This window comes from Paenibacillus sp. FSL F4-0097 (genome assembly GCF_038593125.1).
GTDB lineage: Bacteria > Bacillota > Bacilli > Paenibacillales > Paenibacillaceae > Paenibacillus_AQ > Paenibacillus_AQ odorifer.
Map to the genome: position 1 here is coordinate 6,257,537 of NZ_CP151965.1, position 15,879 is coordinate 6,273,415.

12 protein-coding genes, 12 tRNA genes and 3 rRNA genes are annotated in these 15,879 nt (G+C 46.7%); 3 read left to right on the forward strand and 24 right to left on the reverse strand.

Annotated features, from left to right (window positions below):
• Nucleotide 1: 1 nt before the first annotated feature.
• The 7 genes from MHH86_RS28075 to MHH86_RS28105 all read right to left on the reverse strand — a co-directional run bounded on the left by MHH86_RS28075 (nt 2) and on the right by MHH86_RS28105 (nt 6,206).
• A complete protein-coding gene (locus MHH86_RS28075) occupies nt 2-2,047 on the reverse strand; it encodes a hypothetical protein (protein WP_038573435.1) in 2,046 nt (681 codons plus the stop codon).
• Nucleotides 2,048-2,241: 194 nt separating this feature from the next.
• A complete protein-coding gene (locus MHH86_RS28080; RefSeq protein WP_036681247.1) occupies nt 2,242-2,664 on the reverse strand; it encodes a phage portal protein in 423 nt (140 codons plus the stop codon).
• Nucleotides 2,665-2,790: 126 nt separating this feature from the next.
• Nucleotides 2,791-3,261, reverse strand: coding sequence for a phage tail tube protein (locus MHH86_RS28085; protein WP_036681245.1), 471 nt, complete (start codon nt 3,259-3,261; stop codon nt 2,791-2,793).
• Between the two features lies 1 nt (nt 3,262).
• On the reverse strand, nt 3,263-4,585 hold the full coding sequence (locus MHH86_RS28090) for a phage tail sheath family protein (RefSeq protein WP_076141913.1): 1,323 nt from the start codon (nt 4,583-4,585) through the stop codon (nt 3,263-3,265).
• The gene (locus tag MHH86_RS28095) at nt 4,585-4,764 is read right to left on the reverse strand and encodes a hypothetical protein (RefSeq protein WP_036681241.1); all 180 of its coding nucleotides are present in this window, start codon (nt 4,762-4,764) and stop codon (nt 4,585-4,587) included. Before MHH86_RS28095 ends, MHH86_RS28090 begins: the two co-directional genes overlap by 1 nt.
• Complete coding sequence (locus MHH86_RS28100; RefSeq protein WP_076141912.1) at nt 4,761-5,174, reverse strand: DUF6838 family protein; 414 nt, start codon at nt 5,172-5,174, stop codon at nt 4,761-4,763. Before MHH86_RS28100 ends, MHH86_RS28095 begins: the two co-directional genes overlap by 4 nt.
• 531 nt (nt 5,175-5,705) lie before the next feature.
• Nucleotides 5,706-6,206: an ArpU family phage packaging/lysis transcriptional regulator gene (locus MHH86_RS28105; RefSeq protein ID WP_094902361.1), complete on the reverse strand. Its 501-nt coding sequence runs from the start codon at nt 6,204-6,206 to the stop codon at nt 5,706-5,708.
• A 285-nt stretch (nt 6,207-6,491) separates the two neighbouring features.
• Here MHH86_RS28105 and MHH86_RS28110 point away from each other — a divergent pair, with 285 nt between their 5' ends.
• Nucleotides 6,492-6,923: a transcriptional regulator gene (locus tag MHH86_RS28110; protein WP_036681238.1), complete on the forward strand. Its 432-nt coding sequence runs from the start codon at nt 6,492-6,494 to the stop codon at nt 6,921-6,923.
• 28 nt (nt 6,924-6,951) lie between these two features.
• Nucleotides 6,952-7,365 (forward strand): ImmA/IrrE family metallo-endopeptidase, encoded by a 414-nt coding sequence (locus MHH86_RS28115; RefSeq protein WP_036681396.1) that lies wholly within the window; start codon nt 6,952-6,954, stop codon nt 7,363-7,365.
• A 100-nt stretch (nt 7,366-7,465) separates the two neighbouring features.
• Here the strand turns inward: MHH86_RS28115 and MHH86_RS28120 are convergent.
• The 17 genes from MHH86_RS28120 to MHH86_RS28200 all read right to left on the reverse strand — a co-directional run bounded on the left by MHH86_RS28120 (nt 7,466) and on the right by MHH86_RS28200 (nt 14,928).
• Nucleotides 7,466-7,539 (reverse strand) — tRNA-Pro (locus MHH86_RS28120).
• Between the two features lie 14 nt (nt 7,540-7,553).
• A tRNA-Gly gene (locus MHH86_RS28125) sits at nt 7,554-7,627 on the reverse strand.
• An 11-nt stretch (nt 7,628-7,638) separates the two neighbouring features.
• Nucleotides 7,639-7,712 (reverse strand) — tRNA-Pro (locus MHH86_RS28130).
• A 32-nt stretch (nt 7,713-7,744) separates the two neighbouring features.
• A tRNA-Arg gene (locus tag MHH86_RS28135) sits at nt 7,745-7,821 on the reverse strand.
• A 7-nt stretch (nt 7,822-7,828) separates the two neighbouring features.
• Nucleotides 7,829-7,903: transfer RNA gene (locus tag MHH86_RS28140), tRNA-Gly, on the reverse strand.
• Nucleotides 7,904-7,909: 6 nt separating this feature from the next.
• Nucleotides 7,910-7,993, reverse strand: a tRNA-Leu gene (locus MHH86_RS28145).
• A 16-nt stretch (nt 7,994-8,009) separates the two neighbouring features.
• Nucleotides 8,010-8,082 (reverse strand) — tRNA-Lys (locus tag MHH86_RS28150).
• A gap of 5 nt (nt 8,083-8,087) precedes the next feature.
• Nucleotides 8,088-8,162: transfer RNA gene (locus MHH86_RS28155), tRNA-Gln, on the reverse strand.
• Nucleotides 8,163-8,205: 43 nt separating this feature from the next.
• Nucleotides 8,206-8,281, reverse strand: a tRNA-Val gene (locus tag MHH86_RS28160).
• 40 nt (nt 8,282-8,321) lie between these two features.
• Nucleotides 8,322-8,396, reverse strand: a tRNA-Glu gene (locus MHH86_RS28165).
• A gap of 11 nt (nt 8,397-8,407) precedes the next feature.
• Nucleotides 8,408-8,483, reverse strand: a tRNA-Thr gene (locus MHH86_RS28170).
• Nucleotide 8,484: 1 nt separating this feature from the next.
• Nucleotides 8,485-8,560, reverse strand: a tRNA-Asn gene (locus MHH86_RS28175).
• A 6-nt stretch (nt 8,561-8,566) separates the two neighbouring features.
• Nucleotides 8,567-8,683 (reverse strand): 5S ribosomal RNA (gene rrf / locus MHH86_RS28180).
• 74 nt (nt 8,684-8,757) lie between these two features.
• Nucleotides 8,758-11,684: ribosomal RNA gene (locus MHH86_RS28185) — 23S ribosomal RNA — on the reverse strand.
• Between the two features lie 232 nt (nt 11,685-11,916).
• Nucleotides 11,917-13,474, reverse strand: a 16S ribosomal RNA gene (locus MHH86_RS28190).
• Together the 16S, 23S and 5S rRNA genes with 12 tRNA genes alongside form the textbook arrangement of a ribosomal RNA operon.
• A gap of 359 nt (nt 13,475-13,833) precedes the next feature.
• Nucleotides 13,834-14,064 (reverse strand): hypothetical protein, encoded by a 231-nt coding sequence (locus MHH86_RS28195; protein ID WP_036680631.1) that lies wholly within the window; start codon nt 14,062-14,064, stop codon nt 13,834-13,836.
• 252 nt (nt 14,065-14,316) lie between these two features.
• Nucleotides 14,317-14,928 (reverse strand): stage II sporulation protein M, encoded by a 612-nt coding sequence (locus MHH86_RS28200; protein WP_036680630.1) that lies wholly within the window; start codon nt 14,926-14,928, stop codon nt 14,317-14,319.
• Between the two features lie 108 nt (nt 14,929-15,036).
• Here MHH86_RS28200 and pdaB point away from each other — a divergent pair, with 108 nt between their 5' ends.
• Nucleotides 15,037-15,840 (forward strand): polysaccharide deacetylase family sporulation protein PdaB, encoded by an 804-nt coding sequence (gene pdaB / locus MHH86_RS28205; protein ID WP_036680629.1) that lies wholly within the window; start codon nt 15,037-15,039, stop codon nt 15,838-15,840.
• Nucleotides 15,841-15,879 lie beyond the last annotated feature (39 nt).

Below are 15,879 nucleotides of genomic sequence, written 5' to 3' on the forward strand. Positions count from 1 at the left end.
GTTACGTATACACCCCCTGCGCCGTAGAGACAAACTCCTCGTTCAGCTTTTGCCCGATCTTGTTGATAATCGTATCAATGTCTCCGGCATTGTTAATATTTCCAGTCGTCACCTGCACCGTCGGCGTAAGCTCCACAAAATTCTGGATCGCCTGAATCTCGGCCAGCTCGCGGAGCATTTTCAGATCATCACTGGAGATGTCTACGGTGTCGTTGATGGAGCCGAGCTCGTTCACACGGTTGACGGTGTTCAGATTACCAGGTACTCCTGCATTTTGAAAAGAACCTACAGCGGAAGGCGTATTTAACGCAGGAGTCTTCGTCACAGGAACTACTGGAACCTCAGGAATGGTAGGCGATTTCGGAGGTTTCGTTGAATCATCTTGATGAGTAGTATTCCATTGATTGATTGTAGTCTCGTTATTCGTATTCCCCCCTACGTTTAGGCTTTCTTTAAATTTGTTAACATCAAATTCTTGCGTATATTTCGCAGCCGTATCAAAAGTATTTTCAATGCTCATCTCCACGTTCTGTTTAAATTGACTGCTGTCAACCCGTTCAAGATGAAGATTAATCTCTGATTCTATACCTATAAATTTACCAACAGCCCCAATTACTTTATTAATACCACCTAATAAAAAATTGGCAGCATCAATGATACCATTAATAAATCCGGTCCATAGATCAATCACATAACCTACAAAATCTGCAACGATCTGTCCGAGAGCCCTGAACATATTGGCAAGAAAATCTCTTACTGGCTGAAGAGCTGCAACAATTCCTAAAAAAGCCACAATAAGTGCAATAACAAGTCCAATTACAAGCGCAATAGGATTGGCATTTAACACAGCGTTGTAAATCCCTTGCGCTGCGGTAGCGATCCCAGTCGCAATTGCTGACATATTTGTTGCGATTGCTGCTGCACCCATAGCAATTTTATAAGCAATAATCCCAGCAACAATTCCCAAAAGAATGGGTACTACATAAGGCAACGTGCTGCTAAGAACACTCCAAAGGAATAAGGCTCCCTGTACAACTTGTGAAAAACCTTGTGCTATAATAGCCAATCCAATGGCCATCCCATCGATAATAGGCTGAAAGGTACCTTCTGAGAACGCATCATTAAGAATGCTTAACAGCGGAGAAAATGCTGCAAGTGCCCCTTGTCCCATGCCAGCTAAGGAATTGTTATAGTTTCCAAGAAGTGTCTGCCACTGATTTACGGGTGAATCCATCATGGTTTGCAGCGAAGTACTCGTCATACCTGCCGTTGTCATGATATCTCCCAAAGTACTTAAAAAAGCGCCCATGTTCCCCGTACTGGCTACTAGGTCGAGTCCACCAAGCTCCTCTTCATCTACCTGAAGCATCGATGCTAAGTCACTAGAGTCTCCATCAAATGCAGAATTAATAGCTGATGAAGTATCGCCAATATCCTTACCTTCTGGAGACATCATACTAAGCCTTGTGGAATAATCCATTAGCTTATCTAGCTGGTCCGTATTTTGTGTTTTAGGATAAAACGACAAGACACTTTCCATAGACTTGCTGACGTCCTGTCCGGTTTCTAGCGCTCTCTTCTTGAATTTATCAAACATAGCTACACCAACATCAGCATTTCCGGTTTTTGCTTTGAAAAGATCTTCCCACTTTTGCTGCTCAGCAGCTGGCACAAGCACCTTCTCCATGACACCCTTAACTTTTTCCACCATACCCTTAGCCTTTTCAAAGGCCCCCGTAAGCTTTTCCCAGGTTCCTGCTTGCTTTTCAGCTCCTCCAGCCCCTCTATCAGCCGCATCATTCAGTCTCTCCTGAGCCTGAACCGCACCTCCAATAGAAGCTTGAATTCTGGTATAAGCTGCACTGTAATTATTAGTGATGTTGTACACGGGTTTATTGACTATTTTCATACTGATACGGTTTAAGGTTGCTGAAAAGGAATTTGAAATATTTGCCGAGACCTGTGTTGTAATCTGATTGGTTATATCATTGATCCATTGATTGGAAACTTGCTGTATTCCAGCTATATTATTTTGTACACCTGCCATTCTCTCACCCCCTAACTATCTCTTCCTCGCCTTACTCCGTGCCTGATCGCGCTTCTCCTTCTCCACACGAACAGCAATCATCGCATATATTGCGGCGCGTTCGCGGGAAGACAGCTTCATCAGCTCATGGGGTAAAATGTGCAGCTCATGGAGGGCGTAATAAGCAAAATTGGCTTCACTATCGCCCTCGTTGATTAGTTTTTTACTTCATCCACCAGCTCGTTCATGTCCGTGCCAAAACCATTTAAGGCCTGCACCCGCTCACCCAACGCCGCGAATTCACCCGGAAGCAGCATTTTACGCAGCAGTGTTTCAGCGCCAAGTACGCCATAAGAACGCTGCAGTTCAGCATTTTTTAGATCCGGATGCATTACACTTGAGGTCATCAGCTTCGCCATATAATCGTTAGGCTCAATTTCAGAGGTATACACTCCGTTTTTCCCTTTGACTTTGCGGGTTGCGGCCTTGCGGCATTCCTGATTCTCATCCTCAGTCATACTGCGCAACTTCCAGGCCACCGCATTTCCTTCCTTATCCTTAAAACGCTGGGATACCACAAACTCCTCGGTCGTGTCACATGCTACATTTTGGGCAAAAAACAAACTTAATTCGCTCATTGTCTTCCTCCTAGAATTATTTATTTAGATACTTCTCCTGCTACTAGCTGCCAATAGACAGAGAAGAGACCCGTCGCTCATTCTACGTTCGGGTCTTGCTTGCTCCAATCTATCTAGTTGTCTTAATTAAAGCCCGGAACCTGCCGGAGCACCAAAAGCTTGCACAATCTGCACATCTTCAAAGGTAAAGCTAACTTCTTCTTCCAGAGCGTCTGACTCTGTATCGAGTGAGGCCATGATGACACTATCGAGGTTCACCCCTTTTAGAATAATCCGTTGTGCCCCCACGCTGGACGATGGATCCTCGTTCGTAACCTCAATATCGAAGTACTGATCAACACCCGTATTCATATAATCGAGCATCATCTGGCGGAAACGACTAGTCATATAAAAAATCGTCATCGAACCGCTGCCCGACCATCCAGTCGCTTTATGCTGAACACCCCGGCGGCCCAGTGTTTTCACTTCTGCTTTTGTTTTTTCTACTGTAGCTTCAAGAGTTTTCACATAGAACATCTCTTCAGTTTGCGTACCAATCACAGCATAAGCACGGCCCTCCTGGCCGGAAATCGTATCACTAGCTTTTAAAAATGCCATCTTAAACCACCTTCACTTTCATATATACTTTTTCTACGGAATCTACCGGTTTCACAGCCACATCCAGCACGATACTGTCACTATCTGCACCAGCCACAACTACAACATCTGTCTGCGCGTTAAAGCCCTCAATCGCACCCATATCCTGCAAATCATTCATATAAGTCGCACACTGTGACCAGAAAAGAGCACGGCCATCTTCATTATTCGCGACCTTACCGATATAGTAGTTCTCAAAAATACGCTTCATATCATTTGCAATTCCATCCAGCACGCGAAGTACACGATTTTTGGAGAATGCTTTGCCTTTGTCCGGTGAAAATGCGGTAAATGTATTAATATCCTGTTCCACCACAGCCCGTCCGCCACTGTAAGTAAAGATAAGCTCTCCTTTTAGCAACGCAGCTGTAGTCTCAGAATGGCTAAGTCTTACATCAGCATCCACCGAATCATCATAACCCTGATAAGTCAGCGATTCATTAACAGCAGCTGCTGCTGTAGCACCAGCTACCCAAGCAACGACATTGACGTTATCAATCGTAGTTCCGTCGCTCAGTACTACCCCATTATTCACGCTAATCACACCTTCATGACCTGCAGCCGCATAATCGGATAGTACAGCCTGTACCTTTTTCCCTTCTGTATCCCGAAGCCGTCTCACAAAAGAACTGTAGAGTGCCTTGAGAGCACTATCCTGCGATACTAGACCCACGGTTTGGAATTCTTGCACCTCAAGAGCAGACAGGAAGTCACTATGTGCTCCATTCGTCACGGTTCCGTTAGCCCCCCCTGTAAGCGGCATGCCTGCAATTAGCTTCAAGCCTTCTGCACCATTTTTCTGGAATTGAACATAATCGTTCGCGACCAACTCCTCAGCCGTTCCAACTGTTTGCTTGTTCAGTTCTGTTCCATTAAGCAACGTCTTTACATCAAAAAGAGCAACATTCTCTATATTTTTCTCAATCACAATCGAAAGATCATTTCCGCGTACACCGCCATATTTAGCTGTTACCTGAAGACCGTTATTTGTGACTGCCGCTTTAACGCCTTCATTCAATCGATAGAGCAGCAAGGTTCCCGCCCGTTTCAGCGCTTCACGCACTGGCAATAGAGTTGGATGTTCCAAATCAACTCCTAGCAGCTTATTCACATCATCCTGCGGGGTAATCTTCATGATTACTCCCGGTTCTCCCCAAGATAGGGCAAGCGCCAATGCCGTAATCCCGCGTTCTCCCATTTTGCCGATGGCACCTTGATTTGATGCTACATTTACGTACACCCCAGGGCGCACCTTATTTTGCGTTGTCCATGTTCCGCCTGCCATTAGTTCATTACCTCCTTATTTTTGAACAATCCCATAGATTGCTTTGCTTCTTCGAGCGTATAGTTCTTGCCATCCTGCAAAATAACGTTCAATATATCCTTTTCCCTCGGCGTAAAAAGTGAGGAATTCACAATCTGTTCCTTACTGAACCCATTCCCGTTACTCCCTTTAGTACTCATTTCAATCGTTCTCCTCCAATCATTTGTCCCATCTTAATGCTGTCAGGCTTGTCGTTTTGCAAATACAACATATAGTCAACTGTAAACAGCGGCCCATGCCCTTCAGTTCCAGCTTCCCACGCTTGCCTAACTACACGAAAAGCTCCACCATCCTGCTCCATTCCTGCCATCGCCTCACTTAGCTTATCTGCCATTCTCTCAGCTTCCAGCAAATTGCCTTGCTCATAACGGATGCCAAAACGGTAGACCGCTAAATACCTGCCCTCCCGCTGCCGATCCAGTGTTGCTGAGATCAGTCCGGGATGAAAATAGGCTGTTTGAGGTTTTTCTCCTTCTACATATACAGGCACATCAGGAAAATACCATTCAAGTGTACTTGTAATGTGTTCTCGCAATTGTTGTACCGACATCACTCCATTCCTTTCTGATCTGCGACCGTTCGTCGATCCTTGATGGTGTTAACCTTCAACTGCATGAACATTAAGCAGACACCCCCTCAACTAGATTTAAGAAAAAAGGATACTATCCGAGGTTGGATAATATCCCTTCTTCATTAGGCAAATGCGAGAAGAATCTTTCACCGCTAGGTTTGTTCTCATCACCCTTAGGGCGGAACTATTAGCAGAGCATTCATGCTCTTGCGATGTTCTTTTGCTTCATTTGCCATGTTATAATCATACCCCCATATTTTCCTTGCGGAGAGGGTAAACGGACGAGGTTTTGGCTAGCTTTTGGATGGTATAGAGCGGTTTTTCGGAGGAACATAATTGAAGACAAGCTTAAGAGCCTTCGTCCCTCCTTTTATGGACGGCAAGTTTTTGTGCGGGATTATAAGGATAAAGTACATCCTGAAACTTATACTTTCTTATAATTCAAAAAAAGACCGCATCATCCGCTCGGACGATACAGTCTTCTTTACTAATCACACTATTCTATTTCTATTAAGTAATACTCATTTTCTCTTTCTTTACCCTAGGCGCTGTTGTTACTAAAGTTTGCAGAGATAGTAAACCGAGATCCGTTAACGCTAATGCCATCTTGTAAAAAGCCTTCGAGCGTATCTTCACGTAAGTGTCCTTACTTACCGGTGGATCAAACACATGATTGTAAATCGTATAATCGTACATCTCGTCTCTTCTCATATACCTTTCCCGTACCAGCTGCTGTTCTCTCGTATCGAGTCTCTCTACCACAGAGTCTATTGCGGAACAATAAGCTCTCCTTGCGGCAGGGATGTCCACATTATAAGAAGCTATCGCAGCAGTCTGATCAGTTACAGTGTTAGTAGGACCATGAAATCTTTCTGTGTATGAATAAGTTGTGCTTGCTTCCTTCGCTTCAAATGTAACGGTCTTAAAAATACGGTATTTCTCCAACATGCTCTCTATAGCGACCTGGGTTCGGCGACGGTCCAACTCTGGTAAAGTTGATATGTTCATCATTTATGCACTCCTTTTGGGTTTAACTGAATGAGATTTAATTTGCGGAATTTTCCAGCCCAATGTGATAAAATAAATCTTGTTCGTATTCTGTTCGTATTTTTCTATAATATACCACTTCTTTACCAATCTCGTAAAACCCCATTTTGGGCTGTTTTTATCGAAAAAGAGCGTATATCCCTCCATTATCTTGCCTTTTGGCAATAATATACGCTTTGTTGTTTACCTATTGGCAAAAATGGCTTATATTATTATCATAAGGTTACAGCCAATAAGGAGTGAGTTGAGATGAAACAGGAATTCGGGGATTATATGAAGCATCTTCGGGAAACAAAGGGACTCACCATTAATCAATTAGCAGCAGCAGCCGGAATTAGCGGTTCGCAAATTTCCCGGATTGAGAATGGATTAAGAGGGGTTCCTAAACCAACCACGTTACGCAAAATTGCTGAGGCCACTGGCGTCCCCTACGAGGAGCTAATGGATCAGGCAGGGTATTTGCAGGACCAGACTCTTTCAAGCGATGAGGCTATCCCAGATTGGGCTACAAGCAAAGATAAACGAGACTTTCGAAAAATGCTAGAGGATGATGGAGAGCTGATGTTTGATGGGATTCCATTAGACAAAGAAGATAAACAGAGGATAAAAGATGTACTAACCGGATTGTTCTGGGAAGCCAAACAGATGAATAAGAGAAAAAAATCCAAAGACACTAAATAACTATACTAACATGCTGCAGGTGAAGAACATGGATGAACTGATCAATAGTCTGATTAAAAAATATAAAACCAACTGCCCGTTCGAGCTTGCCGCAGCATTAGGCATTCAAATTCGTTTCATGAACCTGGGGACTGGCACAAAGGGATTATATTATCGAAAACTAAGAAGAAGGTTTATCGTCATTCATAATGAGTTGCCTGTAGAATGGCAGCGCTTCGTTTGTGCGCATGAATTAGGGCATGATCGGCTTCACAAGGGGATCAATCGCTTTTTTCTGGAGGAAAGCTCCTATTTCTCTCCTGGGAAGCTTGAACGTCAAGCTAATGTCTTTGCTGTAAAATTACTTTCTTCGGGCAGAAGCCCCGAACAAGAGGAATCATGGAGAAACTATTATCTACGGATTGGAATTCCACCGGAAGTCCGATTTTTTTTGGAGGAATAATAGAACATACGTTCTTCGACTGTATTTATATGTTTATTCAATACATAACAAAAAAGCCCTTACCGAAGTAAGAGCTTTTGAGCAGCGATTAAGCTGAGTATCGGGATGACACGATTTGAACATGCGACCCCCTGGTCCCAAACCAGGTGCTCTACCAAGCTGAGCTACATCCCGTTACTATAAAATTATGGAGCGGGTGATGGGAATCGAACCCACGCTATCAGCTTGGAAGGCTGAAGTTCTACCATTGAACTACACCCGCAAAGGTGAAAATCGGGATGACACGATTTGAACATGCGACCCCCTGGTCCCAAACCAGGTGCTCTACCAAGCTGAGCTACATCCCGTTATAAATACTATAATTGCTTAATAATAAAAATGGCGCGCCCTGAGAGATTCGAACTCCCGGCCTTTTGATTCGTAGTCAAACGCTCTATCCAGCTGAGCTAAGGGCGCAAAATTATGGAGCGGACGACGGGAATCGAACCCGCGACCCTCGCCTTGGCAAGGCGATGCTCTACCGCTGAGCCACGTCCGCAATAAGTGGTGCGCGTGAAGGGACTTGAACCCCCACGTCGTGAAACGCCAGATCCTAAGTCTGGTGCGTCTGCCATTCCGCCACACGCGCATGATAATAATAAAAGTGAGCCATGAAGGACTCGAACCTTCGACACCCTGATTAAAAGTCAGGTGCTCTACCAACTGAGCTAATGGCTCGCACTTGGCTGGGGATATAGGATTCGAACCTATGAGTGACGGAGTCAAAGTCCGTTGCCTTACCGCTTGGCTAATCCCCATTGATGGTACCTCTATGTTGCCCATAATCTCTTAGGAAGATTATGGTGGAGGCTGAGGGGATCGAACCCCCGACCCTCTGCTTGTAAGGCAGATGCTCTCCCAGCTGAGCTAAGCCTCCATATCTATGGGACCCTCTAAGGGTAAGTACAAGTAAAAGTTGGTGACCCGTATGGGATTCGAACCCATGTTACCTCCGTGAAAGGGAGGTGTCTTAACCCCTTGACCAACGGGCCTTGCAAATCTGTGGAGCTCTCAACCGGATTCGAACCGGTGACCTCTTCCTTACCATGGAAGCACTCTACCTGCTGAGCTATGAGAGCATGGCTCCCCGAACAGGACTCGAACCTGTGACAACTCGATTAACAGTCGAGTGCTCTACCAACTGAGCTATCAGGGAATATCCGCTTGGCAACGTCCTACTCTCCCAGGACCCTTCGGTCCAAGTACCATCGGCGCTGGAGGGCTTAACGGTCGTGTTCGGGATGGGTACGCGTGGAACCCCTCCGCTATCGCCACCAAACGGGCATTTACAGCGTAAATGCTCAGGCTTAATCGCCTGAAAACTGAATCCGAAACGAATCTGCATTCTACGTATAGGATAAGCCCTCGACCGATTAGTATTGGTCAGCTCCATGCATTGCTGCACTTCCACCTCCAACCTATCTACCTCGTCGTCTTCAAGGGGTCTTACTAATTGGGAAATCTCATCTTGAGGGGGGCTTCACGCTTAGATGCTTTCAGCGCTTATCCCGTCCGTACGTAGCTACCCAGCCATGCTCCTGGCGGAACAACTGGTGCACCAGCGGTACGTCCATCCCGGTCCTCTCGTACTAAGGACAGCTCCTCTCAAATTTCCTGCGCCCACGACAGATAGGGACCGAACTGTCTCACGACGTTCTGAACCCAGCTCGCGTACCGCTTTAATGGGCGAACAGCCCAACCCTTGGGACCTACTTCAGCCCCAGGATGCGATGAGCCGACATCGAGGTGCCAAACCTCCCCGTCGATGTGGACTCTTGGGGGAGATAAGCCTGTTATCCCCAGGGTAGCTTTTATCCGTTGAGCGATGGCCCTTCCATGCGGTACCACCGGATCACTAAGTCCGACTTTCGTCCCTGCTCGACTTGTAGGTCTCGCAGTCAAGCTCCCTTATGCCTTTGCACTCTGCGAATGATTTCCAACCATTCTGAGGGAACCTTGGAACGCCTCCGTTACTCTTTAGGAGGCGACCGCCCCAGTCAAACTGCCCGCCTGACACGGTCCCCGTACCCGATAAGGGTACTAGGTTAGAACCTAGATACGATCAGGGTGGTATCCCAACGGCGCCTCCACCGAAGCTTGCGCTCCGATTTCTACGGCTCCCACCTATCCTGTACAGATCGTACCCAAATTCAATATCAAGCTGCAGTAAAGCTCCATGGGGTCTTTCCGTCTTGTCGCGGGTAACCTGCATCTTCACAGGTATTAAAATTTCACCGGATCTCTCGTTGAGACAGCGCCCAAGTCGTTACGCCATTCGTGCGGGTCAGAATTTACCTGACAAGGAATTTCGCTACCTTAGGACCGTTATAGTTACGGCCGCCGTTTACTGGGGCTTCGGTTCATAGCTTCGGGTTACCCCTAACCACTCCCCTTAACCTTCCAGCACCGGGCAGGCGTCAGCCCGTATACTTCGCCTTGCGGCTTCGCACAGACCTGTGTTTTTGCTAAACAGTCGCTTGGGCCTTTTCACTGCGGCCCCCTCGTGCTATTCACACTACCGGGGCACCCCTTCTCCCGAAGTTACGGGGTCATTTTGCCGAGTTCCTTAACGAGAGTTCTTCCGCGCGCCTTAGAATTCTCTTCTCGCCTACCTGTGTCGGTTTGCGGTACGGGCACCTTCTCCTGGCTAGAGGCTTTTCTTGGCAGTGTGAGATCATGACCTTCGCTACTATAATTTTCGCTCCCCATCACAGCCCAGCCTTATCGATGTGCGGATTTGCCTACACATCAGCCTCACTGCTTAGACGGACATCCATCAGTCCGCGTCACTACCCTCCTGCGTCACCCCATCGCTCATAGCGGATTACGGTGGTACAGTAATTTCAAACTGTTGTCCTTCGACTACGCCTTTCGGCCTCGCCTTAGGTCCCGACTTACCCTGAGCGGACGAGCCTTCCTCAGGAAACCTTGGGCTTTCGGCGGATCAGATTCTCACTGATCTTTTCGTTACTCATACCGGCATTCTCACTTGTGTAGTGTCCAGCGCTCTTTTCAGTACACCTTCAACCCCTACACAACGCTCCCCTACCCCAGATACATACGTATCTAGCCATAGCTTCGGTGGTGTGTTTAGCCCCGTTACATTTTCGGCGCAGAGTCACTCGACCAGTGAGCTATTACGCACTCTTTCAATGGTGGCTGCTTCTAAGCCAACATCCTGGTTGTCTGTGCAACTCCACATCCTTTCCCACTTAACACACACTTGGGGACCTTAGCTGATGGTCTGGGCTGTTTCCCTTTTGACAATGGATCTTAGCACTCACTGTCTGACTCCCGGCAATAAGTATATGGCATTCGGAGTTTGACTGAGCTTGGTAATCCTTGCGGACCCCGCACCCAATCAGTGCTCTACCTCCACTACTCTTATACCGAGGCTAGCCCTAAAGCTATTTCGGGGAGAACCAGCTATCTCCGAGTTCGATTGGAATTTCTCCGCTACCCCCACCTCATCCCCGCACTTTTCAACGTACGTGGGTTCGGGCCTCCAGTGCGTGTTACCGCACCTTCACCCTGGACAGGGGTAGATCACACGGTTTCGGGTCTACGTCCACATACTCATTCGCCCTATTCAGACTCGCTTTCGCTGCGGCTCCACCTTCTCGGCTTAACCTTGCATGTTAAACGTAACTCGCCGGTTCATTCTACAAAAGGCACGCCATCACCCATAGATCGGGCTCTGACTTTTTGTAAGCACACGGTTTCAGGTTCTATTTCACTCCCCTTCCGGGGTGCTTTTCACCTTTCCCTCACGGTACTGTTTCACTATCGGTCGCCAGGTAGTATTTAGCCTTAGCAGATGGTCCTGCTGGATTCATACGGGGTTTCACGTGCCCCGCACTACTCGGGATCCGTCTCGGAGAGAACACAGTTTAGGTTACAGGGCTTTTACCTCTATCGCGGGCCTTTCCAGACCTCTTCACCTACCATATTCCTTTGTAACTCCATGTGAGACGTCCCACAACCCCTAAGAGCAAGCTCTTAGGTTTAGGCTGTTCCGCGTTCGCTCGCCGCTACTGACGGAATCACTATTGTTTTCTCTTCCTCAGGGTACTTAGATGTTTCAGTTCCCCTGGTCTGCCTCTACATTTCCTATGTATTCAGAAATGAGTAACTGCGAATTACCACAGCTGGGTTTCCCCATTCGGACACCCCCGGATCAAAGCTTGCTTACAGCTCCCCGAGGCAGTTTCGTTGTTCGCCACGTCCTTCGTCGGCTCCTGGCGCCTAGGCATCCTCCGTGTGCTCTTATTAGCTTAACCTTGATTTTTCCGAAGAAAAATCTCACTAATAACATTTACTTGTTTGCACAAGTTGCTAAAAGATGTTCTAAAACGCAAATTCGTTTCGGTATCCAGTTTTCAAGGATCAAGTCTTACTTGAGAGCTTAAACTCTCAAAACTGAGCAACGAGTGAGTAACAGGCCTAAACCTGAGTTTTGGAAGCTGAGCTTCCGATTTGAATGTCCTCATTGCAGAGAACGATTCTCCATAGAAAGGAGGTGATCCAGCCGCACCTTCCGATACGGCTACCTTGTTACGACTTCACCCCAATCATCTACCCCACCTTCGGCGGCTGGCTCCCTTGCGGGTTACCCCACCGACTTCGGGTGTTGTAAACTCTCGTGGTGTGACGGGCGGTGTGTACAAGACCCGGGAACGTATTCACCGCGGCATGCTGATCCGCGATTACTAGCAATTCCGACTTCATGCAGGCGAGTTGCAGCCTGCAATCCGAACTGAGACCGGCTTTGATGGGATTGGCTCCACCTCGCGGCTTCGCTTCCCGTTGTACCGGCCATTGTAGTACGTGTGTAGCCCAGGTCATAAGGGGCATGATGATTTGACGTCATCCCCACCTTCCTCCGGTTTGTCACCGGCAGTCACTCTAGAGTGCCCAGCATTACCTGCTGGCAACTAAAGTTAAGGGTTGCGCTCGTTGCGGGACTTAACCCAACATCTCACGACACGAGCTGACGACAACCATGCACCACCTGTCTCCTCTGTCCCGAAGGCCGCTGCTATCTCTAGCAGATTCAGAGGGATGTCAAGACCTGGTAAGGTTCTTCGCGTTGCTTCGAATTAAACCACATACTCCACTGCTTGTGCGGGTCCCCGTCAATTCCTTTGAGTTTCAGTCTTGCGACCGTACTCCCCAGGCGGAGTGCTTACTGTGTTAACTTCGGCACCAAGGGTATCGAAACCCCTAACACCTAGCACTCATCGTTTACGGCGTGGACTACCAGGGTATCTAATCCTGTTTGCTCCCCACGCTTTCGCGCCTCAGCGTCAGTTACAGCCCAGAAAGTCGCCTTCGCCACTGGTGTTCCTCCACATATCTACGCATTTCACCGCTACACGTGGAATTCCACTTTCCTCTTCTGTACTCAAGCCACCCAGTTTCCAGTGCGACCTCAGGTTGAGCCCAAGGTTTAAACACCAGACTTAAATAGCCGCCTGCGCGCGCTTTACGCCCAATAATTCCGGACAACGCTTGCCCCCTACGTATTACCGCGGCTGCTGGCACGTAGTTAGCCGGGGCTTTCTTCTCAGGTACCGTCACTCCGGTAGCAGTTACTCTACCGGACGTTCTTCCCTGGCAACAGAGCTTTACGATCCGAAAACCTTCATCACTCACGCGGCGTTGCTCCGTCAGGCTTTCGCCCATTGCGGAAGATTCCCTACTGCTGCCTCCCGTAGGAGTCTGGGCCGTGTCTCAGTCCCAGTGTGGCCGTTCACCCTCTCAGGTCGGCTACGCATCGTCGCCTTGGTGGGCCGTTACCCCACCAACTAGCTAATGCGCCGCAGGCCCATCCCTCAGTGACAGATTGCTCCGTCTTTCATTCTTCTCTCAGGAGAAAAAAGAAATTATCCGGTATTAGCTACCGTTTCCGGTAGTTATCCCAGTCTGAAGGGCAGGTTGCCTACGTGTTACTCACCCGTCCGCCGCTAAGTTATTTTGAAAGCAAGCTTTCAAAATAACTCCGCTCGACTTGCATGTATTAGGCACGCCGCCAGCGTTCGTCCTGAGCCAGGATCAAACTCTCCAATTAGTATTGAAAAGAGCGATATGCTCATTTTGAAACATCTGACGAGAAAATTAATTCTCCAATTTTGGATTTCACTTACGTGATTTCCTACTCACTCGTTGTTCAGTTTTCAAAGATCAATGTCTCTCATTTCGTCGTCGTTGTTTATCAGCGGCGACCTTTATAATATATCACAGTGTTAAGCTGTTTGGCAAGTCTTTTTTTTGAAAAATCTTTTTTTCAATTTTTCTTGCCTTCCGCTTCCCTTTTACACAAGCAAAAGGAGCGCGAGATATAATTTATCATGAGCACTCCTTTTTAGTCAAGCTATTTTATTAAATAATCTGAAAACTTTATAAAACTGTAGCAATTCTCGTATATCTTCAGTGTTTATACTGAGAAGAACGTCCACCCCATGCATACTTGGAAAGCTCTTTCTGAGGAGCGAAGCGAGCATACATCCGGAATACAGTCTTATATCTATTAGCGATGGCGTGCCTGATATTTTGGTCCAAGCGCTGATCACTCAAATCTAACAGCATCTCATCTAGTTCTTTTCTCAAAACATAATCCAGTTCCTTGCATTCCTTTTCGTTAAACAACATTCCCAACATATGCTTGGCCTCCTTCATGAAGTTGCAATTAACACCTTCTCTAAACCCCCAAAACCTTTTTGCATAATCAGTAAGTACATCTCATGGAGAAAGCTGCCTTAAGATCCTCTTACACTAGATTAACCGGAGTCCTCTTTTTATAACCATAATTATTAAAAATTCCCTTTATGGTTTCGTGTCGATTATATACTCCTTACCTTTAGGCAATCCTTGGATGAACGCCCTTAATGTTATGCTCTATTCCCGGAAGTTTTATGATAAAAGTGAAAAAGTAATTGTACTTTCAATAATGGCTGCAACAAATAACAGGATTACAGTCCATATGGAAGCCGTAAGTGTTTGACGCATGAAAGCAGACCAGTCTGCGCTTCTCTCCTCTTTTCTATCTGTAGATCGAAATAAACTTGAAATCACTTTCCCGCCAAAATGCAGTCCAAAGGCACACGCGATAATGATTGCCGGAATCTCTATAATCCCGTGTGGCAGTAATCCTTTTACGATTAAATCGAACAAATCCTGTCCTTGCAGTGCGGATAAATGTATCAAGTAGCCAATTACCGCTCCGTTTATAAATAAGAATATAGCTGGCAATATGCCGAACAACGCTCCCAGGAAAATAATAACCACGCCCTTGATGGCGTTATTCAAAAATATAAATACAAAGAAGTTCCATTGCGGATTAGAGGTGTCTCTTAAGTTTCCGCTGATCTCACTTAGCCCTTCCAATTGCTGAACCAATAGTTTTTCCAGACTACTTGTGGCTACCCAGCCAACAACCGCTCCTATTACGAAGAGCAGACAGGACAGCAGCAAAGCCTTGCGGATCGATTTAATATCTTTAACAAACGTGAAGAACGACAACATAAATACCTCCTGAAATTGTGATCTCTGTTTCTTAGGTCATAACCGTGCGGTACGAGCATACATTTAGAACAAACAAGCATTTCGCATGGGAGAGGAGCGCTGTCATTAATGAATTCTTTTTATGTATTCAGCGGCAAAAAGATCAAAAGGTTCATCTATATCTTCGCCGCTGTGCTTCTTGCTGCTGGAGTTGTTTATGTCGAGAGGGGTAATATCACCGTTTTTTCTGAGGCTGGACCTTCTGCCATTTACAGTGTGCCAACAGAGAAGAAGCTGATTGCCCTAACCTTCGATATTAGCTGGGGGGAAAAGAGACCCGAACCAATTTTGAAGGTACTTGAAGACAAGAAAGTGGACAAAGCCACCTTCTTCCTATCGTCACCATGGAGTAAGACTCACCCCGATATTGTAACAAGCATCAAAAACGCAGGATTCGAAATTGGCAGTCATGGCCATAAACACGTCAATTACAGCACTCTAAGTAACGAAGAGATTCGCACTCAGATCACAACGGCTCACACTGTGCTTACAGAATTAACCGGTAAAGAACCCAATCTAATTCGTATGCCTAATGGTGATTTTGACAAAAGAGTTCTGCAAGTGGCCAATGATCTTGGTTACAAAGTCATCCAGTGGGACACAGACTCTCTAGACTGGAAGAACATAGGTGTAGACAATATCGTGAAGCGTGTAACGACTAAAGCACATCCTGGTGATATCGTTCTACTGCATGCCAGCGATTCCTGCAAACAAACTCACGAAGCTCTTCCGCAAATTATCGATGAGCTCCGCAGACAAGGTTATGAATTCGTTACCGTCTCTGAGCTGATCAGCCAAAGCAACGCAGAGGGTAAAGAGGTTCGTGACTCGGCCTCACTAAATAGTGCCTTAGAGGATGCTGCTGGGCTGTAACGCTCCTCCCAATCTTAGGTACCGCAATAGATGTTGGTC

Coding starts and splice junctions, on each gene's coding strand:
- MHH86_RS28200 (WP_036680630.1), bottom strand. CDS start 14,928: ATGTTGTCGTTCTTCACGTTTGTTAAAGATATTAAATCGATCCGCAAG.
- MHH86_RS28075 (WP_038573435.1), bottom strand. CDS start 2,047: ATGGCAGGTGTACAAAATAATATAGCTGGAATACAGCAAGTTTCCAAT.
- MHH86_RS28195 (WP_036680631.1), bottom strand. CDS start 14,064: ATGTTGGGAATGTTGTTTAACGAAAAGGAATGCAAGGAACTGGATTAT.
- MHH86_RS28100 (WP_076141912.1), bottom strand. CDS start 5,174: ATGTCGGTACAACAATTGCGAGAACACATTACAAGTACACTTGAATGG.
- MHH86_RS28085 (WP_036681245.1), bottom strand. CDS start 3,261: ATGGCATTTTTAAAAGCTAGTGATACGATTTCCGGCCAGGAGGGCCGT.
- MHH86_RS28115 (WP_036681396.1), top strand. CDS start 6,952: ATGGATGAACTGATCAATAGTCTGATTAAAAAATATAAAACCAACTGC.
- pdaB (WP_036680629.1), top strand. CDS start 15,037: ATGAATTCTTTTTATGTATTCAGCGGCAAAAAGATCAAAAGGTTCATC.
- MHH86_RS28080 (WP_036681247.1), bottom strand. CDS start 2,664: ATGAGCGAATTAAGTTTGTTTTTTGCCCAAAATGTAGCATGTGACACG.
- MHH86_RS28090 (WP_076141913.1), bottom strand. CDS start 4,585: ATGGCAGGCGGAACATGGACAACGCAAAATAAGGTGCGCCCTGGGGTG.
- MHH86_RS28095 (WP_036681241.1), bottom strand. CDS start 4,764: ATGAGTACTAAAGGGAGTAACGGGAATGGGTTCAGTAAGGAACAGATT.
- MHH86_RS28110 (WP_036681238.1), top strand. CDS start 6,492: ATGAAACAGGAATTCGGGGATTATATGAAGCATCTTCGGGAAACAAAG.
- MHH86_RS28105 (WP_094902361.1), bottom strand. CDS start 6,206: ATGATGAACATATCAACTTTACCAGAGTTGGACCGTCGCCGAACCCAG.